Below are 14,219 nucleotides of genomic sequence, written 5' to 3' on the forward strand. Positions count from 1 at the left end.
CACCTCGGGCGGTGCCCGGTGAGCGGCCAGTGCGGCACCTGCCCGAGCCTGCACGCCGAGATCGCCCGGCAGCGCGGCCTTGTCGCCGTGCTGGAGCAACGCATCGCGTTCCTCCGCGCGCTGCTCAGCAACGCCCTCGGCGCGGTCCGTGGCTGCGCTGAGTTCATCGACCGGGAGCTGACCCAGCCGACGATGCCGCGCGTGCGGCTGTTGCCGGCCGTTGCTCAGCGCCTGGTCGCCACCGCCGAAGACCTCGAAGGACGAAACCGATGAGCAGCAACACGTTCGATGCCGACCCGCGTTTCGGTGGCCCTGCAGAGGAGCAGCCGCCGCGCCTGTACGTCGTCAAGCCCCGCAAGCCCGACACCGACCCATCGCCCGAGGGCGACGCCGAGACGTACACGGAGCAGACCGCCGACGTCGGCGACCCCGTCGACCTGGGCGACGTGGTCGACGTCGCGCCGGGGCTGTCGTGGGGCGACCTCACCGCCACGAGCCCGCGCGGCCGGGCGCCGATCGTCCCCGTGTGGTTGCAGGGCGCCGACAGCCGCCGCGCGACCTTCGCCGCGATCGGCGAGAACCTGCGCTACTGGGCGCTGTTCCACCTCGTCCGGTCCCCGAAGTACGCCGCCAAGACCGCCTGGTACGCGCCGATCGGCGCCGGGCGCCTGATCGGCAAGGTGTTCCACTGGGCGAGCGCGGAAGAGGGCAACTGGAACCTGCGCCAGCAGGCCGCCAACAGCAACGACCCGCACACCTGGCAGGCCCTGGACCGCACCCGCAGCAAGCAGTCCCGCGCCCGCTGGTGGCTGGTCATCCCCTCCACCATCGGCCTCACGGTGTCCCTGCTCGTCGTCCGGGCCAGCGACACCGTGCCCACCCTCGGCTGGTACACCACGATGGCGGCGGCCGTGGTCCTGCTCGCCCGGGTCGGCCGCCCGGCAGACAAGCCGATCACCGACCGGGTGTCCAACGCCCCGCGGTTCACGAAGCTGACCGCCGACATGGTCCGCAACGCCCTGGTGTCGCTCGCCCTGAAGGGCATGACCGACGCCGGCAGCGTGGAGTTCGTCCACCCGGGCGTGCACCGCGACGGCCCGGGATGGCTGGCACGGGTGAACCTGCCGCAGGGCCTGGAAGTGGTCAAGGTGCTGGAACGGCGCGGCGGCCTGTCCTCGGCGCTGCGGCTGCCGGTCGATCAGGTGTGGCCGTCCGCCGGACCGGACCACGCCGGACAGCTCGACCTGTGGGTCGGCTACCAACCCGCGTCCAAGATGGGCCAACCGAAGTGGTCGATCGCCGCGCCGAACGCCCGCACGAGCGTGTTCGAAGAGCACGAGTTCGGCAGCAACGAGCGACAGCAACCGGTCAAGACGTCGATGTTCGCCCGGTCGTTCGTCATCGCCGGGCAGCCGGGCTCCGGCAAGTCCTACGCGGCGCGGGCGCTTGTGCTGATGGCGTCGCAGGATCCCACGGTGGAATTCAAGATCGCTGAGTTCAAGGGCACCGGCGACTTCATCGACCTCGCCCCGATCTGCTCGACCTACGTCGTCGGCGTCGATGATAAGGCCATCGCCGAGGGCGCCGCGATCATCATGTGGGGCCTCGCCGAAGCCGAACGGCGCGGCAAGCGCGTCCTCGCGGCGAAGCAGCGCGGCGAGGCCCCCGAGGGCAAGGTCACCCCGGAGTTGGCGCGGAAGCAGGGTTCTGGGCTGCACCCGGTCGTCATCGTCATTGACGAGGCGCACGAGCTGTTCGGCGCTTCCGCCGAGGCCGCCGACGCCGCCGAACGGCTGATCAAGCGGGCGCGGGCGCTGAACATCATCGTCATCCTCGCCACGCAGATCCCCGACCGCACGAGCCTGCCGCCGAACATCGTCCGGTGCGTCACCAACCGGTGGTGCCTGTCCGTGGCCGGGCAGGTCGAGAACGACATGGTCCTTGGCACCGGCGCCTACAAGCGCGGGATCACCGGCACCGTGTACCGGCCCGTCATCGACGCCGGATGGGGCTGCATGACCGGCCTCGCCGCCCCAACGGCGGTCCGGTCGCAGTACCCGACGCCGGACGTCGCCGCTGAGATCGTCGCCCGCGCGGTCGCCATCCGGGGCGGCGCCCCGGTCGGTGGCAGCGCCGACCTGCCCACCGCCCGGGACCTGCTCGCCGACCTGGCCGACGTCTCCGCCCCCAACGGGCAGCACTGGGCACCGGCAGCGGCAGCCCTCGGCGAGCGGTGGCCGAACGCCTACCCCGGGCTGACCGCCGACGCGCTGTCCGAACTGGCACGCGCCGCAGGCGTACAGAGCGTCACCGTGAAGATCTCCGGCACCGCGTTGAAGGGCTACCGCCTCGACGGCCTCCGCGACCTTCTCGCGGCCCGCCCCGCCACCCCGGACGAGGGGTAACGCCGAAGGTAACGGCAGCGGCAGCGGTAACGCCCCCGTTACCGCTGCCGTTACCCCCCAATCCAGCCACCTGCCTGCACAGACATTCCGCAGGTGGGCGGTAACCGCACACCCGAAAACAGGCCCGAGAACCCTCAAGGAGCCTTCCGTGACACCGGTCATGCTCGTTACCTTCGCCGCCGCCAGCTTCTACGCCATCGCCTGCTGGGTGCGCCCGTTCGGCCGCTGCAGCCGCTGCAAAGGCGCCGGTATCCACCAGACGCTCATCACTCGCCGTTACCAGCCGTGCCGGTCGTGCCGGGGCGCCGGGCTGCGGCTGCGCATCGGCCGCCGCGTCTTCAACTACCTCGCCGCCATCCAGCGCGACGGGGCAAGCCGATGAGCACCCACACCCCGCGTCGGCACCCCGACTGGTGCGCCGGAGGGCACCGCTGCAACCTCGGCGAGCACCGCGCCGACCCCCTCGCCGTCGACGTCGACGGGCTCGGCCGCGCCCTGCTCACCCGCGTACGCGCCGCCGACGGCCGGGAACACGCCGAGGTCACCCTCACCGTCGCCCTGGCCGACGCCGAGCCGGTCGCCCGCGCGCAACTCCTCGGCCTCGCCCGCGACCTGGCCGCCGTCATCGGCCGCGCCACCCGCGCCAGCACGCGCCCCGTCCGGCGGGCCGCGTAATGACCACGACCGCTCTGTGCCGGTTCTGGTTCGGCGCTGACCAGCGATATTGCGACGCCGCCGAGGGCGTCCGCCGCTACCTGCCCGGCCTGCGCTGCCCGGCGCACACCCCGGCCGCGCTCGCCGGGCTGCCGGAAGCGCCGTCGACATCACTCACGGGAGGAACCGATATGGGGCTTCGCCCTGACCGCAAAGCGTTGCTGCGCAACGCGTTGGAGACGATCGCACGCGGCTGGTACGTATTCCCGGTCGCGGTCAACGCCAAATGGCCGGCACTGCACGGCGTGCGTGACTGCCCGCTCACCGGGCTGTGCACCGGCGGACACCTCGGCTGGGAGCAGCGCGCCACCCTCGACCCCGAACGCGTCGAGCGCTGTTGGAGCACGGCGCCGTACAACGTCGGCATCGCCTGCGGCCCGTCCAACCTTGCCAACATCGACCTTGACGTGCCCAAACCCGGCGAGGTGCCGCCGCCGGGGCACGAGCACTACGCCCACGGCGGCGCCGTCTTCCGCGATCTCTGCGCGGAGACTGGCGAGCCGTACCCCGAGGACACCTACACCGTGACGACCGGGCGGCGCGGCACGCACCTGTACTTCGAGCACCCGGCGGACGGGCCGCATCTGCGCAACACCGCCAGCGGCAGCCCTGGCGCGTTGGGCTGGCTGATCGACACCCGCGCCCACGGCGGCTACGTCCTCGCCGCAGGCTCCATCGTCGACGGCCGCCCCTACTCGACCGCGCTCGACCGGGCACCGATGCCGCTGCCCGGCTGGCTAGGCCAAAGGCTCGTCCCCGCGCCGATACCGCCGCGCAAGCCGATGGTCGTGACGTTGCCGGCCGACCGGCGCGGTGCCTACCTGCGCGCAGCGGTCGAGCGGGAGTGCGCCGTGGTGGCAACGGCCAGCAGCGGGCGCAACCGCGCCCTCTACGGCGCGTCTGTCGCCCTCGGACAGCTCAAGGCCGGGGGCGAGCTGCCCGAGGACTACGTCATCGATGCCCTGACCGCCGCCGCCGAAGCGTGCGGGCTGCACCTCGACCCGCCGCCCGGACAGATCGGCCGCACCATCGCCAGCGGTCTACGCGCCGGAGCGAACCGTCCCCGGACGGTGGCGGCATGACCGCCGTACACGACCACGAGGGAGGGCCGATGCTGACCACCGTTCCCGCCAACGCGCACGACGGTGGGCCGCACCTGCGCGTGGTCCAGGCCGAGGACGCCGACGTTCTCGGCGCGGGACGGGCGCCCGGTCGGCTCAAGACCGCGTGGACCGCTGCCGACCTGATGGCGATGGAGTTCCCGCCGCCCCGGTGGGCGGTCCCTGGCATCCTCTGCGAGGGCGTGTCGCTGCTGTGCGGGCCGCCGAAGGTCGGCAAGTCGTGGCTGTCCCTCGCCCTCGGCCTGGCGGTCGCGTCCGGCGGCCGGGCGTTCGACTCCATCCCGGTAGAAGGCGGCCCGGTGCTGTACCTCGCCCTGGAGGACACCCCGCGCCGGTTGCAGTCCCGTATCGGGACCGTCCTGGACGGTAAGCCCGCCCCGGCCGCGCTGACCCTCGCCACGTCGTGCCCGCCGCTGACGCAGGGCGGGGACGAGGCGATCGGCAACTGGCTGGACCGCAACCGCAACGCCCGCATGGTCATCATCGACGTCTTCGCCAAGATCCGAGGCACCAGCGCGCCCGGCGCGTCGGCCTATGACGCCGACTACTCGGCGGTGAGCCGGATCAAGAAGGTCGCCGACCACTACGGCGTCGCGGTGCTGATGGTCCACCACATCCGCAAGGCCGGATCGGAGGACTTCCTGGAGGCCGTGTCCGGCACCAACGGCATCGCGGGCGCCGCAGACGCCACGCTCGTGCTCAAACGCCCCCGAGGCGAGGCAGATGGGGTGCTGCACGTGACCGGCCGCGACGTCGATGAGGCCGAGTACGCCCTCGCATTCCAGCCCGCATCCGGTGCGTGGACCATGCTCGACGGACCGGCCGGAGACCACGCCATGGGTGAAACCCGCGCCACCATCGTGCGCTGGCTACGTGGGAACCCCGGAAGCTCTCCAAAGGTCATCGCCGAGAGGACCGGGATCAAACCCGACCTGGTCAAGAAGACCCTGCAACGCATGCTCGCCGCTGGTCAGGTCGCCGCCGACGGGGGCGGCCGGTACCGGCTTCCCGGAGCGTCCGGGGACCCCCATGCCGAAGGTGTCCCCGGTGTCCCCGGTGTCCCCGGTGTCCCCGGTGTCCCCGGATTGCCCGTGACCAGCGAAAACGCAACATCATCTCGGGGACACCTCGGGGACACCTTGCCGCTGTCTGCCTCGGATGACGGTGCGGCCCCGTGACGCCTCTGAGCGCCCCACAGACGGTTTCCGGTATGCCGAACACCGGTACCGGCGAGATCTCGGCTCAGCGGCCGTTTCAGCGGGCGCTGAGCGGGCGCCTATGGCGTCCGGAGTGCCGATGGTCGGACACCCCGGCCCGGCGACTCCCGGATGCCACAGGCGCTCTGAGCGCCCCGCATCACAGCACCGAGAGGAGCACGACCCCCATGCCACGCGGGCAGGAACGCCAGCCGTCCCTCACGATCCCCGAGGTTATCGCCGAGCTACGCGTCTCTCGGTCGACGTTCTACCACTGGCGGGCCACGGGGAAAGGTCCCCGGTGCGTCCGGCTCCCCAACGGCGAGGTGAGGGTGCGCCATACAGACCTTGATGAGTGGCTCAACGGCCTTGAGGAGGCAGCTTGAGTAGCCAGGCCGACGAGGAGGACGAGGCGCGTTGGTCCCACAGCGTCCGAATCTGGGCGCTGCGCACCAACGCCGGGAAGAAGCGCAGCACCTACTCCACCCGCTGGATGGTGGGTGGCGAGGAGCATCACCGGACGTTCGCGAGCTACGCGCTCGCCGACGCCTTCCGCGCCAAGCTCCTGAACCACGTGCAGCGCGGATCGGCGTTCGAGATCACCTCTGGCCTGCCCGCGCCGATGCTTCGGGAAGCACGGGAACGCTCGTGGTACGAGCACGTCTGCGCGTATGTCGACATGAAGTGGCCGGGCGCCGCGCCGAAGTCGCGTACCGGCATCGCCGAGTCGCTGGCGACGGTGACGCCCGCCCTACTGGGCAGCGACCGGGGGCGCCCGGACAAGGCGCTGATCCGCCGCGCCCTCTACACGTGGGCGCTGGTGCCGCCACGGCGTCAGGCTGGCGAGCCACCCGGCGATTTGGCCGGCACGGTGCGGTGGCTGGAGCGCAACACCGTGCCGCTCACCGACTTGGCGGACCGGACACGCGGCCCGGTGCTGGTCCGCCAGGCGCTCGACGCGCTCGCCCGGCAGATCAACGGTCAGCCTGCCGCAGCAAAGACCGTGGCGCGGAAGCGAGCCATCCTGTTCAACGCGTTCGAGTACGCGGTTGAGCTGGGGTACCTGGCGGACAACCCGATCGGTCGGGTGAAGTGGAAGGCGCCGAAGGCGGCCGAGTCGGTCGACCGCCGGGTGGTGGTCGACCGTTACCGCGCTCGCACGCTGCTGATGGGCGTCGCCGTACAGCCCAACGTCGCGAAGCGCCTGGTCGCGATGTTCGCGCTCATGTACTACGCGGCTCTACGTCCGAGCGAGGCGCTCGACTTCCGGCAGGAGAACATCGCGAGCCTGCCGACCAAGGGGTGGGGTGAGCTACTGCTCGGCAACTCCTCGCCGCGCACCGGCACCGCGTGGACGGACAGCGGGCGGTCCCGAGAGCGGCGCGGCCTCAAGCATCGGGCCGCCGCCGACACACGGCCGGTCCCGGCGCATCCCGAACTGGTGGAGATCTTGCGGTGGCATCTGGACGAGTTCGGCACCGCGCCGGACGGACGCCTGTTCGTCGGCCCTCGGGGCGGCACGATCGGTGACTCCACCTACCTCACGGTGTGGCATGACGCACGGCGCTACGCGCTCACCTCTGCGGAACATCGCGGGCCGCTCGCCCGGGTGCCGTACGACCTGCGGCACGCGGCGGTGTCGACCTGGCTGAACGCGGGAGTACCCGCGACGCAGGTTGCGGAGTGGGCGGGCCACAGCGTGGCCGTGCTGCTGCGGGTGTACGCGAAGTGCATCGTCGGGCAGGGCGCCGCCGCGCGGCGCCGCATCGAGGCAGCGATGGGCGGTGGCGAACAGGCCGTGAGCAGGGACGACGCGGCTTGATCTTGCGCGGAAATTTCTCCGCGTATTCTCCGTACACAGCCGTGAACGGCTGGCTGTGGCTGGACATGGCTGGACTACGACGAAAGCGCCCCCTACCAGGTTATCCCTGGTAGGGGGCGCTTTTCGCTGCCTGTGGCGGGTAGAGGATTCGAACCTCTGTAGCTTTCGCGACGGATTTACAGTCCGCTCCCATTGGCCGCTCGGGCAACCCGCCTGGCGGAAGCAAGAATAGCGGTACGCCCCGGGGGCAACGCAAACGGGTACCCTCGGCGCGTCCGTAACCGTCATCCGACCGCACCACAGGAGCATCTGCCATGGCTTCGGCACCCTCGTTCGACATCGTCAGCAAGGTCGACCGGCAGGAGGTCGACAACGCGCTCAACCAGGCCGACAAGGAGCTGGGGCAGCGGTTCGACTTCCGCGGCACCGGTGCTGAGATCAAGTGGGCCGGGGAGGAGACGGTCAGCCTCCAGGCGGAGACCGAGGAGCGCGTGGTCGCGGCCCTCGAGGTCTTCAAGGAGAAGCTGGTCAAGCGCAACATCTCGCTCAAGTCACTCGACGCCGGTGAGCCGCGTGCGTCCGGCAAGACGTACAAGATCGATGCCAAGATCGTGCAGGGCATCGAGTCGGACAAGGCGAAGGAGATCTCCAAGAAGATCCGCGACGAGGGGCCGAAGGGCATCCAGGCGCAGATCCAGGGCGATCAGCTGCGCGTGACCGGCAAGAAGAAGGACGACCTGCAGGCGGTCATCACGCTGCTCAAGGGCGAGGACTTCGGCATCGCGCTGCAGTTCACGAACTACCGGTGAGCTGACCGCTCAGTCCCGGCGCGCCGGTGGGCGGCGCTCGGGGCGCTCCGGGGTCTCCTCGGCGCGGATCAGCACGAAACTGTCGGTGTCACAGATCTCGGTGTCGGGCTCTTCCCGGTGATCGGGGTCTGCCAGCACGGCGTGGATCGGCATTGCCATGAGGCGTGACCATACACGGACGTGCTTCCGGCATCACTCATGTGAGTGACGCCCAACGCTCAGGAAGTGGCGGCCCGCGCGATCGAACCGCGCGGGTTGCCCGCCACCAGAGCGGCGAACGCGACAGCCGTGCCGGCCAGCAGAAACGCCCAGACGACACCGCCGGGGCGGTCGACGACCAGGCCCATCGCGGCGACGCCGGCGGCGCTGGAGGCGACCGAGACGGTGACCAGCCAGGTGTACGCCTCATTGAGCATCGAGCCCGGCACGATCTGCCCGACGAGCGAGTTCTGCACGGTGAGGGCCGGCGCGATGGTGGCGCCGCCGACGACGAGCGCGATGCCGAGCGCCAGCGCGCTGGGCATGGCGGCGAGGACCAGGATGCTGGCGGAGACGCCGGCGAGCAGCCAGCCGAGCCGTCCCGGCGGCCGCGTGCCGAAGTAGAAGCCGCTCAGCGCGCTGCCGATCCCCCACACGCCGAGCAGCAGCCCGCCGACGCCTTCCGGGTCGTTCTCGACGTACGCGGTGGCGTACGCCGGCACGGCGACCCCCATCCCGCCGAACGCGAACCCGAGGCCGAACGCGGTCACCAGCAGCGGCACGAAGCCGGGCACCCGCAGCGGGCCGAGCCCCCTGGCGTGGGCGTGGTCGGCGTGCCTGCGCCACGACCGGATGGCCCGGCCGCGGGCGACGACCAGCGTGCCTAGGAAGGTGACGCCGGCGGCGGCGCCGAGCGCGACGGCGGGCTGCCACAGCACGACGCAGAGCGCGACCAGCATCGGCCCGGCCACGAAGACGACCTCGAACAGCGCCGTCTCGGCGGCGAGGGCCACGACCCGGACGTGCGGCAGGTCGGCGGTCAGCGCGTTCCAGGTGCCCCGTACCGCGGCGGTCAACGGCGGGAACGTCGCTCCGGCGAGCACCGCCGTGCCGACGATGACCGGCAACGGGGAATGCCGCAGCGCGACCGTGATCAGCGCCACGAGGGCCAGCGGGTGCGCGACGCCGGTGACGAGCAGGACCGGGCCGGGGCCGATCCGGTCGGCGAGCCGTCCGGCGATCGGGCTGGCCGCCGCGCCGGCGAGGGCGTACACGGCGCAGGCGGCCGCGGCCTGGGCGTACCGGCCGGTCGTCTGCTGCAGGAGCAGCAGCAGTGACAGCGAAACCATGCCGATGCCGAGCCGGGCGAGCACCCCGACGACCAGCAGGACAGGCGCGCCGGGGAGCCGCCACACCGCCGCGTACTGCCGCAACGCACTGCCTCATTTCGCAACCGGGTAACGGGTGAAGAGCCTGCCGATCCTAACGGCAGGCTCTCCTCACCCGGTCAGGATTTTCGCGTCAGCGGTGCGGCACGCCCGCCATCTCCTCCAGCCTGGCGACCCGCTGCTCCATCGGCGGGTGCGTCGAGAACAGCGACGCAATGCCGCCGCCCCGCAGCGGGTTGTCGATCATCAGGTGGGCCTGGCTGGCGAGCTGCGCGTCGGCCGGGAGCGGGAGCGCCTGCGTACCACGGTGAATCTTGCGCAATGCGCTGGCCAGGGCGAGCGGGTCGGCGGTCAGCCTGGCACCGGACTCGTCGGCCTGGAACTCGCGGCTGCGGCTGATCGCGAGCTGGATGACGGTCGCGGCGAGCGGGCCGAGGATGAGCATCAGCAGCAGGCCGCCGATCCCGGGACCGTCGTCGTCCTGCGACGAGCCCCCGATCGGCAGGAAGATCGCGAGCTGCGCCAGCATCGTGATCATGCCCCCGAGTGCGCCGGCGACGCTCGAGATGAGGATGTCGCGGTTGTACACGTGTGACAGCTCGTGCCCGATCACGCCGCGCAGCTCGCGCGGGGTCAGGACGCCGAGAATGCCCTGCGTGACGGCCACCGCGGCGTGTTTGGGGTTGCGCCCGGTGGCGAAGGCGTTCGGTTGCATGGTCGGGCTGACGTACAGCCTGGGCATGGGCTGCCCGGCCGACGCCGAGAGCTCGCGGACCATCGCATACAGCTCGGGCGCCTGCGCCTCGGTGACCGGCTGCGCGTTCATCGCCCGCAGGGCGAGCTTGTCGGAGTAGAAGTAGCTGAAGGCGTTCATGCCGAGCGACAGGAACACGGCGATGACCAGCCCGGTGCTGCCACCGAGCCAGTAGCCCACGAGCAGGATGAGCCCGGTCAGCAGCCCCAGCAGGGCCGCTGTCTTGAGACCGTTGAGATGCCTGTGCTGGTGCATACCTCCTACAACACCGCGGCCCGCTGCGCCCCTTCCCCACGGCGGCTGTGAGCTGGCTGAACGTCACCTTGGCCGGCGCTGAACCTCGGCCACGGCGGGTCCGGGTGCCAGGAGCGTCCGGACGTCAGGAGCTGAAGAAGCCGGCGAGCTCCAGCACCCCTTGCAGAGCCAACCCGAGCAGCACCGCGAGCACCGCCGCCACCCCGACGGCGACCGGCCATCCGACCCGCGCCGGCACCGACGGATCGTGGGTGCCCGCGTTTCCCGCGGAAGTGCCGGCCTCATCGACTGCGACCGCTGCGACCGCTGCGACGGCTGGGCCCGCCGGGTCGGCCGGGTCGGCGGCGGCTGTGAGCTGGCTGAACGTCCCGTGACCGGCCCTGAGCTCGGCAACGGCGGGTCCGGATGCCAGGAGCGTCCGGGTGTCAGGAGCGTCCGGGTGTCAGGAGCTGAAGAAGCCGGCGAGCTCGAGCACCCCTTGTGGAGCGAACCCGAGCAGCACCGCGAGCACCGCCGCCACCCCGACGGCCACGGCGACCGGCCATCCGACCCGCACAGACACCGACGGATCGTGGGGTGCCCGCGTCTCGGGAACCGCGGACGTGCCGGCCGCACCGACTGCGACCGCTGCACCCACTGCAACGGCTGGGCCTGCCGTGCCCGCCGTGTCGGCTGTGCCCGCCGGAACGGCTGTGCCCGCTGCGGCGGCTGGGACGGCCGTGCCCGCTGCGACGGCTGTGCTCGCTGGGACGGCTGGGAGCGCCTCGGGGGCTGCGAACAGAGTGGCCACCACCCGGACGTAGTACGCCAGGCCGATGACCGCGTTGAGCGCGACGACGATCGCCAGCCACGCCGCTTCGCCGCCGAGCAGGGACCGGACGACGGCGACCTTGGCGAACAGGCCGGCGAGGCCCGGCGGCAGGCCGGCGAGGCCCGTCAGCGCGATCACGAGCACCGCCGCCAGCCACGGCGAGCGGCGGGCGAGGCCGCGGTAGTCGGCGACGTCGCCACCGTCGGCGCTGCCGCGGGTCGCGGTGATGGCGGCGAACGCGGCGAACTCGAGCACGACGTAGAAGAGGGCATATGCGACGGTGGCCGCGACGGCGAGCGCGACCGCCTCCGTGGTGCGGCCGCGGGCCGCCAGGAGCGCGCCGAGCGGGGCGAGCAGATAGCCGGCCTGGGCCACCGAGGACCAGGCGAGCAGCCGGACCATGCGCCGCTGCCGGAGCGCGACGAGGTTGCCGATCGTCATGCTGAGCACGGCGAGCACCGCCAGGGTCAGGCCCGACGTGGCGAGGACCGGACCCCCGGCGATCACGCCGACGAGCAGCAGCGCGACCACACCGCCGAGCTTCGAGGCCGTCGACAGGTAGGCGGCCACCGGCAGCGGGGCGCCGTCATAGGTGGCCGGCGCCCAGGCGTGCGCCGGCACGGCGGCGACCTTGAACGCCAGACCTGCGAGGAACAGCACGATGCCGGCCTTGAGCAGCGGCTCGAACGCGGGCGCGGTGGCGCCGGCGCGGGCGATGTCGGCGAGGTGCACACCGCCGGTCGCGGTGTAGACGAGGCCCGCGCCGAGCAGCGCCACGGCCGTCGACACGACGCTGACCACGAAGAACGTGACCGCCGCCGACGCGCCCGCGGCGGAGCCGCGCCTGATCCCGACCAGCAGATACAGCGGCAGGGTGAGCGTCTCGAGCGCCACGACCAGCGTGATCAGGTCGCGGGCACCGCCCAGCACGACGGCGCCGGTCAGCGAGCAGGCGAGCAGGAAGCAGTATTCGCCGACGGGCACCTCGCCGGTCCGCAGCACGGGCACCGACAGCGCGACGGCACCGAGCGCGAGCAGCGCGAACGCGGCGCCGATCGCGGCGGACGCCGGGTCGGCGACCAGCGAGCACTGGTCGGGCCCGACGCAGAACGCGGTGCGCTGCCCGGCGTCGGGGAGCCCGAGCCCGACACCGATCGCGGTGGCCGCGGTCGCGAGCATGCCGAACGCGGTCGCCCCGACGACGGCACCCCGCCTGCCCGGCACGAGCAGGTCGACGAGCAGGGCCAGGACGGCGGTGGCCGCGGCCGCATACGTCGGCAGGAGCGCGATCTGGTCGATGCTCATCGCCCGGCCTCCCCGGCTTTTCTCGTGCTGCGGCCGCTCGCCGGTGTCCCCGCGGGAGCGCCGCGGCGGGCGGGTGGGCGGGTCCGGAGCGCGGTCATGGGCTGATCACGCCCGCCAGCGCCTCGGCCGCGCCGCGGGAGAAGGCGAGCACGCCGAGCGGTGCCACGCCGACGGCGAGGGTGAGGACGATCAGCGGGGACCAGGCGACGAGCTCGGCCGGACGGAGTCGTCCCGTGGCGCCGGCACCGAGTGCCGCGACCGGCGGGGTGGCCGCACCGTGGGTGACCCGCCGGAGCAGGCGCAGGAAATACGCGGCGGCGAGCGCGGCACCGGCGGCCGCGATGACACCGAGGGTGGTCCAGAGCGGCCCGCCGCGCTCGAAGGCGGCGACGACGGCGAACGCCTCGCCCCAGAATCCGGCGAGGCCGGGCAGCCCCAGCGAGGCGATCGCGGCGAAGGCGAGGATGCCGCTGAGCGCGGGCGCGGTCTCGCGGAGCCCGCCGAGCTGGGCGAGGTCCCCGGTGTGCGCCCGGTCCTTGATCCCGCCGGCGACGAAGAACAGCAGGCCGGTGACGATGCCGTGCGCGATGTTGCCGATGAGGGCCGCCTGGAAGCCCGTGGTGGTGAGGGTGGCGACGCCGAGCAAGACGAAGCCCATGTGACCGACCGACGAATACGCGATGAGGCGCTTGAGCTCGGTCTGTGCCAGGCACACGAGCCCGCCGACGATGATCGCCGCGGTGGCGAGGATCCCGAGCACCGGGGCGCTGCGCGCGGCGGCCTCGGGTGCGACGCCGACGGCGACCCGGATCAGACCATAGGTGCCCATCTTCAGCAGCACGCCGGCGAGCACCACCGACCCGACGGTCGGGGCTTCGGTGTGGGCGGCGGGCAGCCAGGTGTGCAGCGGCCAGAGCGGGCTCTTCACCGCGAACGCGGCGGCGAACAGGACGAACGCGAGCAGCTGCACGCCGCTGCGCATCGGGGTGCTGCTCTGCGGGTCGGACAGCGCGACGAGGTCGCCGGTCCCGGCCGCGGACACGACGGTGAAGACGCCGACGAGCAGCAGGACCGAGCCGAACAACGTGTAGAGCACGAACTTGCGCGCGGCGCGGCGACGGTCGGGGCCACCCCAGACGGCGATCACCGCATACATCGGCAGGAGCACGAGCTCGAAGAAGACGAAGAACAGCACCAGGTCGAGGGCGAGGAACACGCCGATGATGCCGACCTCGAGGACGAGCAGCAGCGCCACGAGGAGCCGGCCACGGCCCGGGTCGGGGACCCGCCAGAGGCAATACGCGCAGCAGAGCATCGTCAGCCCCGCGGTCAGCGCCACGAGCGGATACGACACACCGTCGATCCCGAGGTGGAAGCGCAGGCTGAGGTCGGGCGCCCACGGCAGGTCGATCTCGGCCCACGGCGCGATGGGGTTGGCCTTGATCTCCTTGAACGTCGGGAACTCGCTCGCGGAGCTCGGCGGTGGCCCGCCCGGCAGGAACGCGAACACGATGCCGACCGTCGCGGCGGCGAACGCGGTCCCCCCGATCCTCGCGGCCCGGTCCAGCCGGGCCGGCATCCCGGCCGCGAAGACCGCACCGATCGCCGGCACGATCAGCAGCGCGAGGAGCAGTCCCTGATCGGTGCTCACCAGGACACC

At 72.1% G+C, this 14,219-nt stretch carries 14 protein-coding genes and 1 tRNA gene; 9 read left to right on the forward strand and 6 right to left on the reverse strand.

Features of this window, described 5'->3' with window-relative positions:
* Positions 1-18: 18 nt before the first annotated feature.
* From ACZ6TV_RS12810 to ACZ6TV_RS12845, 8 genes are all read left to right on the forward strand, one after another.
* Entirely contained in the window at positions 19-273 is a 255-nt protein-coding gene (locus ACZ6TV_RS12810; RefSeq protein ID WP_465297284.1) for a hypothetical protein, read from the forward strand.
* Positions 270-2,405: an AAA family ATPase gene (locus ACZ6TV_RS12815; RefSeq protein ID WP_465297285.1), complete on the forward strand. Its 2,136-nt coding sequence runs from the start codon at positions 270-272 to the stop codon at positions 2,403-2,405. Before ACZ6TV_RS12810 ends, ACZ6TV_RS12815 begins: the two co-directional genes overlap by 4 nt.
* A gap of 148 nt (positions 2,406-2,553) precedes the next feature.
* Positions 2,554-2,787 carry a hypothetical protein gene (locus tag ACZ6TV_RS12820; RefSeq protein WP_465297286.1) on the forward strand — a complete coding sequence of 78 codons (234 nt, stop codon included), beginning with the start codon at positions 2,554-2,556 and terminating at the stop codon, positions 2,785-2,787.
* A complete protein-coding gene (locus ACZ6TV_RS12825; protein WP_465297287.1) occupies positions 2,784-3,080 on the forward strand; it encodes a hypothetical protein in 297 nt (98 codons plus the stop codon). Before ACZ6TV_RS12820 ends, ACZ6TV_RS12825 begins: the two co-directional genes overlap by 4 nt.
* Positions 3,080-4,201 (forward strand): bifunctional DNA primase/polymerase, encoded by a 1,122-nt coding sequence (locus tag ACZ6TV_RS12830; RefSeq protein ID WP_465297288.1) that lies wholly within the window; start codon positions 3,080-3,082, stop codon positions 4,199-4,201. Before ACZ6TV_RS12825 ends, ACZ6TV_RS12830 begins: the two co-directional genes overlap by 1 nt.
* A gap of 29 nt (positions 4,202-4,230) precedes the next feature.
* The gene (locus tag ACZ6TV_RS12835; protein ID WP_465297349.1) at positions 4,231-5,418 is read left to right on the forward strand and encodes an AAA family ATPase; all 1,188 of its coding nucleotides are present in this window, start codon (positions 4,231-4,233) and stop codon (positions 5,416-5,418) included.
* Between the two features lie 206 nt (positions 5,419-5,624).
* On the forward strand, positions 5,625-5,822 hold the full coding sequence (locus tag ACZ6TV_RS12840) for a helix-turn-helix transcriptional regulator (protein ID WP_465297289.1): 198 nt from the start codon (positions 5,625-5,627) through the stop codon (positions 5,820-5,822).
* A complete protein-coding gene (locus ACZ6TV_RS12845; RefSeq protein WP_465297290.1) occupies positions 5,819-7,258 on the forward strand; it encodes a tyrosine-type recombinase/integrase in 1,440 nt (479 codons plus the stop codon). Before ACZ6TV_RS12840 ends, ACZ6TV_RS12845 begins: the two co-directional genes overlap by 4 nt.
* A 133-nt stretch (positions 7,259-7,391) precedes the next feature.
* Here ACZ6TV_RS12845 and ACZ6TV_RS12850 read toward each other — a convergent pair.
* A tRNA-Tyr gene (locus ACZ6TV_RS12850) sits at positions 7,392-7,472 on the reverse strand.
* A gap of 100 nt (positions 7,473-7,572) precedes the next feature.
* Between ACZ6TV_RS12850 and ACZ6TV_RS12855 the strand changes: the two genes are divergently transcribed.
* Positions 7,573-8,067: a YajQ family cyclic di-GMP-binding protein gene (locus tag ACZ6TV_RS12855; RefSeq protein ID WP_203845059.1), complete on the forward strand. Its 495-nt coding sequence runs from the start codon at positions 7,573-7,575 to the stop codon at positions 8,065-8,067.
* A 9-nt stretch (positions 8,068-8,076) separates the two neighbouring features.
* On the opposite strand, the gene ACZ6TV_RS12860 is transcribed toward ACZ6TV_RS12855, so the two are convergent.
* From ACZ6TV_RS12860 to ACZ6TV_RS12880, 5 genes are all read right to left on the reverse strand, one after another.
* On the reverse strand, positions 8,077-8,226 hold the full coding sequence (locus ACZ6TV_RS12860; RefSeq protein ID WP_465297291.1) for a hypothetical protein: 150 nt from the start codon (positions 8,224-8,226) through the stop codon (positions 8,077-8,079).
* Between the two features lie 59 nt (positions 8,227-8,285).
* Positions 8,286-9,479 carry an MFS transporter gene (locus ACZ6TV_RS12865; protein WP_465297292.1) on the reverse strand — a complete coding sequence of 398 codons (1,194 nt, stop codon included), beginning with the start codon at positions 9,477-9,479 and terminating at the stop codon, positions 8,286-8,288.
* 88 nt (positions 9,480-9,567) lie between these two features.
* Entirely contained in the window at positions 9,568-10,443 is an 876-nt protein-coding gene (htpX, locus tag ACZ6TV_RS12870; RefSeq protein ID WP_465297293.1) for a zinc metalloprotease HtpX, read from the reverse strand.
* A gap of 442 nt (positions 10,444-10,885) precedes the next feature.
* On the reverse strand, positions 10,886-12,559 hold the full coding sequence (locus ACZ6TV_RS12875; RefSeq protein WP_465297294.1) for an NADH-quinone oxidoreductase subunit N: 1,674 nt from the start codon (positions 12,557-12,559) through the stop codon (positions 10,886-10,888).
* Positions 12,560-12,653: 94 nt separating this feature from the next.
* Positions 12,654-14,210, reverse strand: a complete 1,557-nt coding sequence (locus ACZ6TV_RS12880) for a complex I subunit 4 family protein (protein ID WP_465297295.1) — start codon at positions 14,208-14,210, stop codon at positions 12,654-12,656.
* Positions 14,211-14,219 lie beyond the last annotated feature (9 nt).

Source organism: Dactylosporangium sp. NPDC051087 (assembly GCF_055586325.1).